Here is a 13,819-nt window from a genome sequence, read left to right as displayed (position 1 = left end):
GGTCATTTCTTGCTGGCATCGTCCGGACGTGCGTTGTAAGCTCCCGCGCATCCTTGACCTTTGCCCTTGCGGGCACCCCCACAGACCGATGCCAACCTCCCGACGCCAGATGCCCCGCCGCATCTATCCACTGCGCGTACTGGGCATGGGGCTGGGCGGCATGGTGGTGGGCGTGGTGCTGTGGGAGCGCCAGGCCTCCACCCTGGCCTGGCTGTGCATGGTGCTGCCCTGCTTTGCCTGGCCCCATGTGGCCTACCTGCTCACCCTGCGCAGCGCCGACCCCTACCGCACCGAAACCCGCAACCTGCTCATCGATTCGGCCCTGACCGCTGCGCTGGTGCCGCTCATGCATTTCAACCTGCTGCCCAGCGTGCTGCTGGTCACCCTGACGCTGGTGGACAAGATCACCACCGGCATCCGGGGGCTGTGGGCGCGCGCCCTGGTGGTGATGCTGGTGGCGGGCGCCGCCAGCACCCTGCTCACCGGCATGCACTGGGCGCCCGAGACCTCCATGCGGGTGATGGTGGCCTGCCTGCCGGTGATGGTGCTGCACACGCTGTCCGTCAGCATCGTGAGCTACCAGCTCATCCGCAAGGCCACACACAACAACCTGATGCTGGACGAACTGCGGCGCGTGGACGCGCTCACCGGCCTGTTTGGCCGCGGCCACTGGCAAGAACAGGCCGAAGCCGCGCTGCGCCGCCACCACACCACCGACGAACCCGCCTGCATGCTGATGCTGGACATCGACCATTTCAAAAGCATCAACGATCTGCACGGCCACACCGTGGGGGACGAGGTGATCCGCGCCCTGGCCCATGTGGTGCGCGGCCATGTGCGCGCGGGCGACTGCGCGGGGCGCTTTGGCGGCGATGAATTTGCCATCGTGCTGCCCGGCATGCACGCCCGCGACGCCCTGGCGATTGCCCAGCGCATCCGCGAGCAGACCGAATGCGTGCGGCTGCGCCACCTGCCCGACCTGCGCATCACCAGCAGCATCGGCGTGGCCCCGGCCGACCACCGCCACAGCAACCTGCGCGCCTGGATCGATGCGGCCGATGCAGCGCTGTATGTGGCCAAGCACGAAGGGCGCAACCGCGTGTCGGGCTACATGGAGCCCGCGCTGGCGCCAGCGGTCTAAACGCGTTTTTACAGAGCCGCCGGCTCTTACACAGCGGCTGCAGCCGCTGCGACCACAGGCCACGCCACCCGCACCGTACAGCCCGCTCCCGGCGCCGCCATGGCGGCCACCGCAGCACCATGGCGCTGGGCAATCGCGCGGCACAGGGCCAGCCCTGCGCCCACGCCGTCAAACTCGGTCTCGCGGTGCAGGCGCTGGAACACGCCGAACAAGGCGCCCGCGCGCGCCGGGTCAAAGCCCACGCCGTTGTCCTGCAGCGTGAAGGCCACGCTGCCTGTGGGTGCCGCGTCGGCCCGCACGGTGATACGGGGCTGGGCCACGGGGCCCGTGAACTTGAGCGCATTGCCCAGCAACTGCACCAGCAACTCCTGCAGCAGCACCGGGTCGGCGTGCAGCGTGGGCAGGTCGGGATCCACGTGCCATTCCACGGACCGCCCCGCCTCGGCAGGAGCCAGCGTGGCGCGTGCGTGGGCCATCGCATCGGCCAGCGGCACGGGCTGCAGGCGCAGCGGGGCGCGACTGGCGCGCACCAGGGCTTGCAGGCCGTCGATCATTAGGCCCATGCGCCGGGCGGACTGGTCCATGGTGGTCAGAAAACCCAGCGCCTCCTGCACCTCGGCGCCCTGCACCACCTCGGGCGGCAGGTCGCCCAGCACCTCGCGCACCAGCGTGCCGTATGACGTCACATGCCGCAGCGGCGCGCGCAGGTCGTGCGAGACGGCGCGCAAGAACTCCTCCTGCGCAGCCGCCATGTCGGCCACCTGCTGCTGGCTGCGGGCCAGTTCGGCGCGCAATCCTTCGACCGTCTGCAGTTCGTTTTCACTGTTCATGCCAAGCTTCCAAAAGCGTCAGCAGGGCACGGCCTAGGCCAGTGGCCGCCGCGCAAGGGCCGCCCCGCCGCGCTGGCGGCGTCCCCCTGGAGGGGGAAGGCGCGAAGCGACTCAGGGGGTGCTTCATTTTTTCGGGCGATTCCAGTTGGCAATGCTCACCTGCTTGCCGCGCGCCACGCTCAGCGCGCCCGGTGCCGTGCTTTTGGTGATGGTGCTGCCGCCGCCCACCGTGCCGCCTGCGCCAATGGTCACGGGCGCCACCAGCACGCAGTTGCTGCCCACGTGCACATCGGCCTCAATCACCGTGCGGTGTTTGTTGGCACCGTCGTAGTTGGCGGTGATGCTGCCCGCGCCGTAGTTCACGCGCTCGCCCACGGTGGCGTCGCCCAGGTAGGCCAGGTGGTTGGCTTTGGCGCCGTCGGCCATGGTGCTGTTCTTCACTTCCACGAAGTTGCCGATGTGCACTTCGCGGCCCAGTTGTGCGCCAGGGCGCAGGCGGGCAAAGGGGCCGATCAGCGCCCCCTCGCCCACGGTGGCTCCGGCCTTTTCGCCGTCGATGTGGGTGTAGGGGTGGACCACCGCGCCCGCCGCGATGCGTGCGTTGGCAATGCAGCAGTGCGCGCCAATGCTCACGCCCTCACCCAGCTCCACCCGGCCGGTGAAGACGCAGTTGACGTCAATCTCCACGTCTTGCCCACACAGCAGCTCGCCGCGCGCACCGGTGCGGGTGTCGTCGCGCAGGTCAAAACGCGCCGGGTCAGCCAGGCGCACGCCCTGCTCCATCAAGGCACGGGCCTGGCGCAGCTGGTGCGCGCGCTCCAGCTCAGCCAGTTGCAGCGGGCTGTTCACGCCCGCCACCTGCAATGCGTCGGTGATGTGGTAGGCCACCACAGGCACGCCGTCGGCCACGGCCATGGCGACGATGTCGGTGAGGTAGTACTCGCCCTGGGCGTTGTCATTGGTCAGCCGCGCCAGCCAGCCGCGCAGCAGGCGCGCGGGCACGGCCATGATGCCGCTGTAGATCTCGGCGATGGCGCGCTGGGTGCCATTCGCATCCTTGTGTTCGACGATGCCCTGCACGGCACCATCGGCGTTGCGCAGGATGCGGCCATAGCCCGTTGGGTCGGGCAAGGTCACCGTGAGCAGCGCCAGCTGCTCGCCGCCGCTGGCCGCCACCAGCGCGCGCAACGTGTCGGCCTGGGTCAGCGGCACATCGCCCGACAGCACCACGGCCGTGCCGTCATCGCGCAGGTGGGGCACGGCCTGCAACACGGCGTGGCCCGTGCCCAGCTGGGGTTCCTGGCGAACAAATTTCAGGTCAAAACTGCCGTCTGCGCGCGCTGCACCTGCGCAAGCTGCTTCTACTTCTATAGCACCATGGCCCGTGATGACGGTGGCGCTGCGCGCCTGCAGGTGGGCCGCCTGGTCCAGCACGTGGTGCAGCAGCGGGCGTCCGGCCAGGCGCTGCAGCACTTTGGGGAGGCGGCTTTTCATGCGCGTGCCTTTGCCGGCCGCCATGATGAGGATGTCGATTGGGGTCATGGAAAAAAAGTGGGAATAAGGCGCGGCAGGCAGCTGCGCGCAGGTTTGCCGTGGATTATCGACGGCGGCACGGCCCCGGCAAAACGTTATCCCATCCATGGCAAGCCCGGCATGGTCCACCGGCACATCCAGCCATTCACGCCCCTCACCGCCAGCACCGGCGCTGCCTACAGCAGCGGCATCAGCCGGGGCGGCGTGTCGTAGTACTCGGCGATGCGCGCGAGGGCCCGGGTGTTGAGCAGGCGCAGCCGCCCGTTTTTCAGCTCGTGCAGGCCCAGCAGCGACAGCCGCCGCAGCGTCTTGTTGGTGTGCACCAACGACAGCCCAAGCGCGTCGGCAATGTGCTGCTGGTTGAGCGGGAAGGCCACCGAGCCGTCCTCCACCAGCCCGATGCGGTCCAGCCGCCGGTACAGGTGCATCAGCAGCATGGCCACACGCTCGGTGGCGTTGCGGCGGCCGGCGGTGAGCAGGTTGTCGTCCACATGGCCCTCTTCGTGGGCCGACAGCCAGGTGATGTCGTAGCCCAGGCGCGGATGCTCGCGGAACACGGCCCACAGGCTGTCGTTCTGGAACACGCACAGCGCGCAATCGGTCAGCGCCTCGATGCCGTGGGCCGACACCTCGCCAAACTCCTGCTGCAGCCCCACGAGGTCGCCGGGCAGCAGAAAGTTGAGGATCTGGCGGCGCCCGTCGCTCAGCGTCTTGTAGCGAAACGCCCAGCCCGAGTACAGCGTGAACAGCTTGGCATTGGTCTGGTTCTCCCGCACCAGCGCACCGCCTGCTTCCACAGCCAAGCTGTCGGTGCGAAAGCCTTCGATGAAGTCCAGCACCTCCGGTTTGACGGCGGTGAAGGCCCCCGTCTTGCGCAACCGGCAATCGCGGCAGGCCGGAGCACAGACATTGGCGGGCAAGGTGACGTTCATGAGGAAGCGATTCTAGGGATGGCTGGCACCGACACACACCGTGTTGCAACCGCGCAGCAGACTGGGCGGAGCCACTGGCGCTGCTATGTCTTTTGACATTGCGCGGGCACCTGGAGCCCCCTACATTGGGCTGCATCTATGAATCTATCCCCCGCCCTGTACGAGGTGCTCTACGTGAGCACCATCGCCCCCGATCAACCGCTGAGCGTGGTCGCCGAGATTGCCGGACGCGCACGCCAGGTCAACGCGGAGCTGGACGTGACGGGCTTGCTGATCTTTGACGGACAGCGCTTTTGCCAGCAGCTGGAGGGCCCGCAAAAAGCCGTGCTCAAGCTCATCGAGCGCATTCGCAACGACCCCCGCCACATCAACATCGAGGTGCTGCACCACGGCCCGCTGGCGGGGCGGCGCTTTCAGCACTTCAGCCTGGCGTTCAGCACCGTGGAAGACGTGGATGCACTGGCCCGCATGGAGCTGCTGGACGGGGATGCGGCCATGGCCGCGTTCGAGATCGTGCGGGGCGAGCTGGTGCTCTGACCTGCCGCCTCGCGCACTCTTCCACGCATCACGCAGCTTCGGTCCAGCGCCGCAGGATCAGCGTGGCGTTGACACCGCCAAAGCCAAACCCATTGACCATGGCGTGTGTGAGCGCCATGCGGCGCGGCGCCAGGGCCACCAGATCCAACCCCTGCGCCAGTTCATCCGGTGTGTGCAGGTTCAGCGTGCCAGGCACCACCTGGTCGCGCAGCGCCTGCACCGTGAAGATGGTGGCCACCGCGCCCGCCGCGCCCAGCAGGTGGCCCGTGGCCGACTTGGTGGAGACGATGGCGGGTCCGGCCCCCGTGCCAAACACGCGGCGGATGGCGGCCAGCTCGCCCCGGTCGCCCACGCCGGTGGAGGTGGCGTGGGCGTTCAGGTGCTGCACGTCCTGTGCCGTGAGGCCCGCCTGCGCCAGCGCCGCCCACATGCTGCGCGCAGCACCGTCGCCGTCTTCGGGGCCGGAGGTGATGTGGTACGCGTCGGCCGACGTGCCATAGCCCACCAGCTCGGCCAGCGGCTGGGCGCCGCGTGCCAGCGCATGCTCCAGCGCCTCGATCACCAGCATGCCCGCCCCCTCGCCCATCACAAAACCGTCGCGCTGCGCATCGAACGGGCGTGAGGCTTGCTCGGGCGCGGCGTTGAAGCCGGTGGACAGCGTCTTGGCCGCCGCAAAACCGCCCAGGCTCACGCGGTCAATGGCGGCCTCGCTGCCACCACACACGGCGATGTCGGCTTCGCCGCTGCGGATGAGGCGCGCGGCATCGCCAATCGCCTGCACGCTGGCGGCGCACGCGGTGACCGGCGCGCCCAGCGGCCCCTTGAGGCCATGGCGAATCGACACCTGCCCTGCCGCCAGATTGACCAGGAACGACGGCACGGTGAACGGCGACAGCCGCTGCGGCCCGCGCGTTTCAGTGGTGCGCACGGCGTCGGCAATCGCACCAAAGCCGCCAATGCCCGAGGCGATGACGGTGGCCGAGCGCGCGCGCGCCGCCTCATCACCCCCCACTGCCGGCCACCCCGCCTGGGCCAGCGCCTGGTCGGCGGCGCCCAGCGCAAAGGGGATGAAGCGGTCCATCTTGCGCTGGTCCTTGGGCGAGACGACGGCATCCACATCCCAACCGCCCTCGGCGTCTTCGGACAAGGGCAACACCCGCCCGGCCACCTTGGCGGGCACGCCTTCGGTCACAGCCTCCGGCAGCACGGTGATGCCCGAGCGGCCCGCCAACAGCCGCTGCCAGGCCAGCTCGACATTGCACCCCAGGGGTGACACCAGGCCCATGCCGGTGATGACAACGCGGCGCATCAACGGGCCGCTCCGTGTGCGGCGGGCGCCACGGCGCTGCGGTGGGAAAGAGGGGTGGGGGTCATGGAATCACCTCGCTGGTTGCCGCCTGGCGCCTCTGCGGCCCCGGGTTGACGGAGCCAGCGGCCGCCCGGTGGCGGGCCACGCGGTCACACCGCCGCAGAAGGGCCGGGCATTTATGATTGGGGCCGTCATCATAAACACAAAACATCGCTTTGCGTACGGTCGCAATCAATAGAAGGCCCACCCCATGAAAGTCTCCAAGGCACAGGCCGCCGAAAACCGCCAGGGCATCCTGGACGCCGCCGCCCGGCTCTACCGCGAGCGCGGCCTGACGGGCGTGGGTGTGGCCGACATCACACGCGACGCGGGACTCACCCACGGCGGGCTGTACCGGCATTTCGAGTCCAAGGACGCCCTGGTGCGTGAAGCCTGCGCCCGCGCATTCGACTGGTCGATTGCACCGCTGGACGGCCACACGCCCAACGCCAGCGTGGCCGACCGCATCCAGAGCTACCTCTCGTCCCAGCACCGCGACGCCCCCGGCACCGGCTGCCCCGTCGCTGCCCTGGCGGTGGACGCAGCGCGCGCGGGTGGCGAGTTGTCGCAGGTGTTTGCCGACGGCATCGAGCGCAACATCCAGCGCTTTGCGCAGCTGCTGGCCGACAGCACGCCTGCCGCGCCCGCCATGCCCGCCATGCCCGCCATGCCCGTTGTGTCCGCTGGCACCGCGCCGCAGGATGCCGACGAAGCGACGGCGGCCGCCGCCGCAGCCATCCACCGCGCGCACGCCATGCAGGTGCTGGCCACCATGGTCGGCGGCCTGGTGCTGGCCCGGGCCACAGCGGCCGCGCAGCCGGGCTTGTCTGAGGAGATTCTGACCACCCTGCAGGACCAGCTGATCCAGTGGCTGGAGGCACCGAGCGCTGAAGGCCGGTGAGCAGGGAAAGATATTTTGCTATCAAAAAGAGAGCTTCTTGCGCTACATGGATGCGCGCAAGAAGCTCTTTTGAGCATGAAACCGAGAGGCCATCCGGCAGGCGGCAGGGTGCGCCGCCGCCCCTCGGCGGGAGGGATCAGGCGCAGCAGGCGTCGCTGGCCAGCGCCACCGATGGGCTGCCAAACGCCGCACGGCGCCACCAGGGGGTGGCGGTGCTGGCCATCTCCACCGGCGTGCGTGTGAAACGGTACTGCAGGCGCTGTTGGCCCACGGGCTCGACCACGGCGTGTTGGCCTGCAGCCACCCACAGGGTCTGGCCGGCGTGCAGGAACACGTCCCCGGCTTCGGCGCCCGTGCCGTAGGGGCCCTCGTCCAGCGTGACCCAGGCCTGGCCTTCGGCGATGCGCAGGGCCATGGGCGCGCGGGGCGTGAGGCTGAGGGCCTTGCCTGGCAGCAAGGTGCTGGCACCGTGGGCGGCAGCAGCCGTGGCAGCGGTGGAAAAGAACTGGAAGGTCTGCGAGGTGGTCATGTGAATCTCCGGGTTTACCCTTGATGGACTGTATGGTGCTCTGTGCTAATTGCAGCGTCCAATGAAAAGGAATGCAGCAATTGATGCTCTTCTTGCATGTCGCGCTCAAGCGGGCTTGCTTTCGCGCGGTGCCGCTATCCGAATGAGAGCAAAACGGGCGATTCCGAGCACCAGGCGCCCTCCGGCGCCCAGTGCCTGGGCCCCCGCCAGCCCCACGGCGCGCCCGCCCTGGGCCAGTGCCTGCACCAGGTCGCGCAGGGGCTGGACCACGCCACACTCCCATTCGGCACCGGGCCGCAGGGCACGCTGGGCCTGCGCGGGCACCGGGGCCGGGGCGCCGAGCCAATGGAAGGCCACGTCCTCGCCGGGCGAGCCCGCCGGGGCCCAGACCTCCATCACCACATGCTGGCCCGCTGCGATGTCGAGGCGGTCACCGGCCTGCAGCAGGTGGTCGGCCACGCCAAGGGCCAAATCTGCGGGCATGTCGGCGGGCTGGCGGCTAGGCAAGGCCCCGCTCAGCGTGAGCCAGACGCGGCCCTGGGCAATCTCCAGCACGCTGCGCTCACGCGGGTGCAGCGACAGGGCACGGCCGGGGGTCAGTTTCCAGCAACCGGCCGCAGAACGGCCAGCCACGGCGGCTTGCACGGATTGTTGCGATTCCAGAACGTTGCGGGCAGACATGACAGGCTCCTTAGAGTGGATAAAACAGGTGTTTTGGAGCATGAATAGTGATCCTTGCGCCACACACAGTCCAATGAAAACGCGGTACGCTATTCATTCCATCAACGCATGAATCAAATCCCTCCGGGAGACCTGCCATGGCCTCAGCCGAATACTCACCCGCTGTGCTGCGCACCCGCCCTGTGGCCATGGGCCACTGGCGCGCCTTTCTGGCCGTGGCGCGGCACCTGAACTTCCGCGCCGCTGCCGATGAGCTGGCGCTCACCCAGTCGGCGGTGAGCCGCCAGATCCAGGCACTGGAAGAAGAGGTGGGCGTGGCGCTGTTCCTGCGCCACACGCGTGCGGTGGAGCTGACCAGCGCGGGCGCGCAGCTGCAGCGCGCCGTGGGCCCTGCCCTGGAGCGCATGGACGCCGCCGTGCGCCTGGTGCGCCAGACGGCCGGGCGCCGCAGCGTGGCCATCACCACCTGGGCCAGTTTTGCGTCGATGTGGCTGATTCCGCGCATGGAGGAGTTCCAGCGCGACAACCCGGGCATCGACATCCGCATTGATGCGAGCGATGTGCAGGTGGATCTGGAAACCTCGGACGTGGACCTGGCCCTGCGCTACGCCATGCCCGCCGGGGCCACGCAGGGCGGCATCCGCCTGTTTGGCGAACAACTGGCCGTGGTGGCCAGCCCCTGGCTGCTCAAGAGCGGCAAGCCGCTGCGCACCCCCGCCGATGTGGCGCAGTTCACCCTGATCGAGGCGGGCGACGCCCACCGCACGCACTACCTGGAGTACCTGAGCTGGCGCCGCTGGTTCGACACCCGCGACCTGACCAAGCTGCAACCCCAGCGCTGGCTGTACTTCAACTACGCCCACCAGATCGTGCAGGCCGCACTGGCCGGGCAGGGCCTGGCGCTGGCGCGCATGCCGCTGATTGCGGACGCGCTGGCCTCGGGCGACCTGGTGGAGGTGCTGCCCGGCCACCGCATCGACTCCCCCCTGGCCTACTGGCTGATGGTGGGGCCGCGCAGCCTGCACCGGCCGGAGATCAAGGCTTTTTGCGCCTGGCTGCAGGTGCAGGCCGAGGCCACCCGCCAGGCGATTGGCGATGTGCCCGACACGGATCTGAACGACAACCTGGACGGTGCCTGAAAAAGCAAAAAAGCGCCGACCTGGGCAGGCGCGGCGCTTTTGCTTCTGTTTTTATAGCAATCACCGCTTATCCAGCGCGCGGTGAAGGCCAATTTAGTTCATAAATATCAGGCCAATGTGACCCGCGCGAACTTGCGCTTGCCCACCTGCACCACGTAGGTGCCAGCGGCCAGCTTGAGGCCCTTGTCGCTGACCACGCCGCCATCCACACGCACGCCGCCGCCGTCGATCAGGCGGTTGGCTTCGCTGCCCGAGGGCGCCAGGTTGGCCTGCTTGAGCAGCGCACCAATGCCCAGCGGTGCGCCCGACAGGCTGACCTCGGGAATCTCATCCGGCACGCCGCCCTTGCTGCGGTTGATGAAGTCCTGCTCGGCCGCATCGGCCGCTGCAGCGCTGTGGAAGCGCGTAGTGATCTCCTTGGCGAGCATCACCTTGGCGTCCTTGGGGTTGCGGCCGCCCGCCACCTCGGCCTTGAGCGCGGCGATTTCGGCCAGGCTTTGGAACGACAACAGGGTGAACCAGTCCCACATCAGGGTGTCGCTGATCGACAGCACCTTGGCAAACATGGTGTTGGCGTCCTCGGCAATGCCGATGTAGTTGTTCTTGGACTTGGACATCTTGTCCACACCGTCAAGGCCTACCAACAGCGGCATGGTGAGCACACACTGCGGCTCCTGGCCATATTCCTGCTGCAGGTGGCGGCCCATGAGCAGGTTGAACTTCTGGTCCGTGCCACCCAGCTCCAGGTCACTCTTGAGCGCTACCGAGTCGTAGCCCTGCATCAGCGGGTACAAAAACTCGTGCACCGCGATGGACTGGCCGGTGGTGAAGCGTTTGTGGAAGTCGTCGCGCTCCATCATGCGTGCCACGGTGTAGCGGGATGCGAGCTGGATCATGCCGCTGGCGCCCAGGGGTTCGCTCCACTCGCTGTTGTAGCGGATCTCGGTCTTGGCCGGGTCCAGCACCATGCTGGCCTGCTTGTAGTAGGTCTCGGCATTCACCTTGATCTGCTCGGGCGTGAGCGGCGGGCGGGTGCTGTTGCGGCCCGAAGGGTCGCCGATCAGGCTGGTGAAGTCGCCAATCAGGAAGATGACCTGGTGGCCCAGATCTTGCAATTGCCGCATCTTGTTCAGCACCACGGTGTGGCCGATGTGGATGTCGGGCGCGGTGGGATCGAGCCCCAGCTTGATGCGCAGCGGCTGGCCCGTGGCCTCCGAGCGCGCCAGCTTCTTGACCCATTCGTCCTGCGGCAGCAGTTCCTGCACGCCGCGCAGCGAGATTTCGAGGGCTTGTCTTACACCATCAGAGACCGGGGTTGTTGTAACAGCAGATTGATTCATAAGGGTTTTTTGGGATGTCTAGACAGCATGCGCCGCTATACTTCAGCCCACATTGCAGAGGCGGATTCTAGTGGGCCCGCCGTTTTGACCTGTTTTTATCAACCTGTCGAATGGCTGCAGCCTGACAGTCTGTGGTCCTGGCCTCGCCCCGCATTCACACCGGGGGAACGCCATGGCACCACAATCACCCTGGGGATAGACCTTTGATTCACGGCCTCACTACGGTCCGCACCGCCAGCACCGCTTTGCTTGACCGACTGTCCCGCACGATCCAACAACACCCCAAACGCATCACCGCCGCCGTTGCCGCCGTCCTGCTGACGGGCGGCGGCGGGGCCTTCGCTGTGGCGTCTTTCGCGCCCGATCCGGCCGAGCTGCCCGTGCGCATGGTGAGCTACCCCGTCGAATCGCTGGCCGAGAACCTCGTGCTGGGCGAGCTGGAGACCCCGGGCTTCTCGCTGTTCCGCTCCGAGCAGGTGCGCTCCAGCGACACCCCCGAATCCCTGCTGCAGCGCCTGGGCGTGGCCGACCCGGCCGCCGCCGCCTTCATGCGTGGTGACACCCCCGTGCGCCAGAACGTGCTGGGCCGCACCGGCCGCATCGTGTCGGCCGAAACCACCGACGACCACCGCCTGGTGCGCCTGACGGTGCGCTGGGTGCCGGACGACAGCGGCAACTTCCGCCGCCTGATCGTCGAGCGCAAGGGCGACAACAAGTTTGCGACGCGCATCGAAACTGCCAAGATGACGACCAGCAGCCGGCTGTCCGGCGGCATCATCCAAAGCTCGCTGTTTGCCGCCACCGACGCGTCCAACATCCCCGACGCCGTGGCCGTGCAGGTGGCCGAACTGTTCTCGGGCAACATCGATTTCCGCCGCTCGCTGCGCAAGGGCGACCGCTTCTCGGTGGTGTACGAAACCCTGGAAGCCGATGGCGAGCCGCTGAGCAGCGGCCGTGTGCTGAGCGCCGAGTTTGTCAACAACGGCAAGACCCACCAGGCGGTGTGGTTCCAGGAATCCAACGCCACCAAGGACGCCTACTACACGCTGGACGGCGAAAGCATGCGCCGCGCCTACCTGGCCTCGCCGGTCGAGTTCTCGCGCGTAACCAGCGGCTTCAAGATGCGCCTGCATCCCATCCTGAAGACCTGGCGCGCCCACCTGGGCACCGACTTCGCCGCCCCCACGGGCACCGCCGTCCGCACCGTGGGCGATGGCGTGGTGGAGTTCTCCGGGGTGCAGAACGGCTACGGCAACGTGGTGTTCATCAAGCACCGCAACCAGCATGTCACGGTGTACGCCCACCTGAGCCGCATCGACGTGCGCCAGGGCCAGTCGGTCGAGCAGGGCCAGACCCTGGGCGCCGTGGGTGCCACGGGCTGGGCCACCGGCCCGCACCTGCACTTCGAGTTCCGCGTCAATGGCCAGCACCAGGACCCCATGACCATCGTGGCCCAGAGCGAAGCCGCTGCGCCCGTCTCGGCCGCCGGGCGCCCCGCGTTTGACCGCCTGGCCGCCAACATGCGTGTGCAGCTGAACGCAGCGGCACTCATCGAGCAAGCCAGCGCTGAATGAAGCCCCCCCTGAGTCGCTGCGCGCCTTCCCCCCGAAGGGGGACGCCGCCAGCGCTCGCAAGCAAAGCGCCGCACACGCGGCGCGGCGGCCCTTGCGCGGCGGCCGCTGGCCTTCGCCGCGCCAGTTGCAACGCGCATAGCGCTGCTGAAAGCGGGGCTTTGAGGCCCACACTTTCACATTGCGCACAGCTGCAGTGAGCGCATCCGATCTGTACATCGGCCTGATGTCGGGCACCTCGCTCGACGGCATCGATGGGGTCCTGGCAGACTTCTCCGGCCCGCGCATGCGGGTCAGCCACCACGCCAGCGCCCCCTTTGCGCCCGCCTTGCGCGCCGAGCTGCTGGCCCTGAACACCCCCGGCGACAACGAACTGCACCGCGCGGCCCTTGCAGGCAACGCGCTGTCGCGCGCCTATGCCGAGGTGGTGCAGACGCTGCTGCAGCGCAGCGGCCTGCCTGCCAGCGCCATCCGCGCCCTCGGCGCCCACGGGCAGACTGTGCGCCACCGCCCCCAGGAATTCGACGGCACGGGCTACACCCTGCAGCTGCTCAGCCCCGCCCTGCTGGCCGAGCGGACCGGCATCACCGTGGTGGCCGACCTGCGCAGCCGCGACGTGGCAGCGGGCGGCCAGGGCGCGCCACTGGTGCCCGCCTTCCACCAGGGCATCTTCGGGCGGCCTGGTGAGACGGTGCTGGTGCTGAACATTGGCGGCATCTCCAACCTCAGCGTGCTGGGCGCGGACGGCAGCGTGCTGGGGTTTGATTGCGGGCCCGGCAATGCGCTGATGGACCACTGGTGCCAGCTGCACACCGGCCAGGCCTTCGACAGGGATGGCGCCTGGGCTGCCACCGGGCAGGTGCTGCCCGCCCTGCTGGCATCGCTGATGCAGGAGCCTTTTCTGCACAAGCCGCCGCCCAAGAGCACGGGGCGCGACCTGTTCAACCCCCCCTGGCTCACCMCCCACCTGGAGCGCTTCGGGTCGGCAGCGCCCGCCGATGTGCAGGCCACATTGACAGAATTCACTGCTACCGCCTGCTCAGCATGCGTTGATAGCTGCAAAATGGATAGCAAAATCCTGGCGGTGTGTGGGGGTGGTGCGCTCAACACCCAGCTCATGCGCCGCCTGCAGGCCCTGTGCCCTGCGCTGCAGGTCGTGGCCACCGATGCCCTGGGGCTGCCCGCGCTGCAGGTCGAAGCCGCCGCCTTTGCCTGGCTGTCGCGCCAGGCCCTGCACCAGGCCCCCGGCAACCTGCCCAGCGTGACCGGCGCAGCGGGTGCCCGCGTGCTGGGTGCGGTGTACCCGGCGTGAGCGCAGCAGCGGAATCCCTCCACCC

General features: G+C 68.2%; 14 protein-coding genes. 7 read left to right on the top strand and 7 right to left on the bottom strand.

Features of this window, described 5'->3' with window-relative positions:
• Positions 1 to 88: 88 nt before the first annotated feature.
• Positions 89 to 1,141 carry a diguanylate cyclase gene (locus A1D30_RS17340; protein ID WP_063461970.1) on the top strand — a complete coding sequence of 351 codons (1,053 nt, stop codon included), beginning with the start codon at positions 89 to 91 and terminating at the stop codon, positions 1,139 to 1,141.
• Between the two features lie 26 nt (positions 1,142 to 1,167).
• On the opposite strand, the gene A1D30_RS17335 is transcribed toward A1D30_RS17340, so the two are convergent.
• A complete protein-coding gene (locus A1D30_RS17335) occupies positions 1,168 to 1,971 on the bottom strand; it encodes an ATP-binding protein (RefSeq protein ID WP_063461969.1) in 804 nt (267 codons plus the stop codon).
• Positions 1,972 to 2,094: 123 nt separating this feature from the next.
• On the bottom strand, positions 2,095 to 3,513 hold the full coding sequence (gene glmU, locus A1D30_RS17330) for a bifunctional UDP-N-acetylglucosamine diphosphorylase/glucosamine-1-phosphate N-acetyltransferase GlmU (RefSeq protein ID WP_063461968.1): 1,419 nt from the start codon (positions 3,511 to 3,513) through the stop codon (positions 2,095 to 2,097).
• Between the two features lie 45 nt (positions 3,514 to 3,558).
• Here glmU and A1D30_RS25865 point away from each other — a divergent pair, with 45 nt between their 5' ends.
• The gene (locus A1D30_RS25865) at positions 3,559 to 3,717 is read left to right on the top strand and encodes a hypothetical protein (protein WP_157891337.1); all 159 of its coding nucleotides are present in this window, start codon (positions 3,559 to 3,561) and stop codon (positions 3,715 to 3,717) included.
• On the opposite strand, the gene A1D30_RS17325 is transcribed toward A1D30_RS25865, so the two are convergent.
• A complete protein-coding gene (locus A1D30_RS17325; protein WP_063461967.1) occupies positions 3,681 to 4,436 on the bottom strand; it encodes a Crp/Fnr family transcriptional regulator in 756 nt (251 codons plus the stop codon). The two genes, A1D30_RS25865 and A1D30_RS17325, sit on opposite strands and share 37 nt — an antisense overlap.
• 138 nt (positions 4,437 to 4,574) lie before the next feature.
• Here A1D30_RS17325 and A1D30_RS17320 point away from each other — a divergent pair, with 138 nt between their 5' ends.
• Positions 4,575 to 4,973 carry a BLUF domain-containing protein gene (locus tag A1D30_RS17320; protein ID WP_063461966.1) on the top strand — a complete coding sequence of 133 codons (399 nt, stop codon included), beginning with the start codon at positions 4,575 to 4,577 and terminating at the stop codon, positions 4,971 to 4,973.
• A 28-nt stretch (positions 4,974 to 5,001) separates the two neighbouring features.
• Here A1D30_RS17320 and fabF read toward each other — a convergent pair whose 3' ends face one another.
• Complete coding sequence (gene fabF / locus A1D30_RS17315) at positions 5,002 to 6,282, bottom strand: beta-ketoacyl-ACP synthase II (RefSeq protein ID WP_063461965.1); 1,281 nt, start codon at positions 6,280 to 6,282, stop codon at positions 5,002 to 5,004.
• Between the two features lie 250 nt (positions 6,283 to 6,532).
• Here fabF and A1D30_RS17310 point away from each other — a divergent pair, with 250 nt between their 5' ends.
• Positions 6,533 to 7,222: a TetR family transcriptional regulator gene (locus A1D30_RS17310; RefSeq protein ID WP_063461964.1), complete on the top strand. Its 690-nt coding sequence runs from the start codon at positions 6,533 to 6,535 to the stop codon at positions 7,220 to 7,222.
• A gap of 136 nt (positions 7,223 to 7,358) precedes the next feature.
• Here A1D30_RS17310 and A1D30_RS17305 read toward each other — a convergent pair whose 3' ends face one another.
• Both A1D30_RS17305 and A1D30_RS17300 read right to left on the bottom strand, forming a co-directional pair.
• Complete coding sequence (locus A1D30_RS17305) at positions 7,359 to 7,751, bottom strand: DUF2917 domain-containing protein (protein WP_063461963.1); 393 nt, start codon at positions 7,749 to 7,751, stop codon at positions 7,359 to 7,361.
• A gap of 105 nt (positions 7,752 to 7,856) precedes the next feature.
• Positions 7,857 to 8,432: a DUF2917 domain-containing protein gene (locus A1D30_RS17300; RefSeq protein ID WP_063461962.1), complete on the bottom strand. Its 576-nt coding sequence runs from the start codon at positions 8,430 to 8,432 to the stop codon at positions 7,857 to 7,859.
• A 137-nt stretch (positions 8,433 to 8,569) separates the two neighbouring features.
• On the opposite strand from A1D30_RS17300, the gene A1D30_RS17295 reads away from it, so the two are divergent.
• On the top strand, positions 8,570 to 9,571 hold the full coding sequence (locus A1D30_RS17295; protein WP_063461961.1) for a LysR substrate-binding domain-containing protein: 1,002 nt from the start codon (positions 8,570 to 8,572) through the stop codon (positions 9,569 to 9,571).
• 107 nt (positions 9,572 to 9,678) lie between these two features.
• Here A1D30_RS17295 and tyrS read toward each other — a convergent pair whose 3' ends face one another.
• The gene (tyrS, locus tag A1D30_RS17290; RefSeq protein WP_063461960.1) at positions 9,679 to 10,911 is read right to left on the bottom strand and encodes a tyrosine--tRNA ligase; all 1,233 of its coding nucleotides are present in this window, start codon (positions 10,909 to 10,911) and stop codon (positions 9,679 to 9,681) included.
• A gap of 203 nt (positions 10,912 to 11,114) precedes the next feature.
• Between tyrS and A1D30_RS17285 the strand changes: the two genes are divergently transcribed.
• Positions 11,115 to 12,485 carry a M23 family metallopeptidase gene (locus tag A1D30_RS17285; RefSeq protein ID WP_063461959.1) on the top strand — a complete coding sequence of 457 codons (1,371 nt, stop codon included), beginning with the start codon at positions 11,115 to 11,117 and terminating at the stop codon, positions 12,483 to 12,485.
• Between the two features lie 193 nt (positions 12,486 to 12,678).
• Positions 12,679 to 13,794 carry an anhydro-N-acetylmuramic acid kinase gene (locus A1D30_RS17280; RefSeq protein ID WP_277922022.1) on the top strand — a complete coding sequence of 372 codons (1,116 nt, stop codon included), beginning with the start codon at positions 12,679 to 12,681 and terminating at the stop codon, positions 13,792 to 13,794.
• Positions 13,795 to 13,819 lie beyond the last annotated feature (25 nt).

Source organism: Acidovorax sp. GW101-3H11 (assembly GCF_001633105.1).
Taxonomy (GTDB): Bacteria; Pseudomonadota; Gammaproteobacteria; order Burkholderiales; family Burkholderiaceae_C; genus Acidovorax.
Note: the sequence above shows the minus strand (reverse complement) of the source record. Positions and strands in the feature narration are given on the sequence as shown.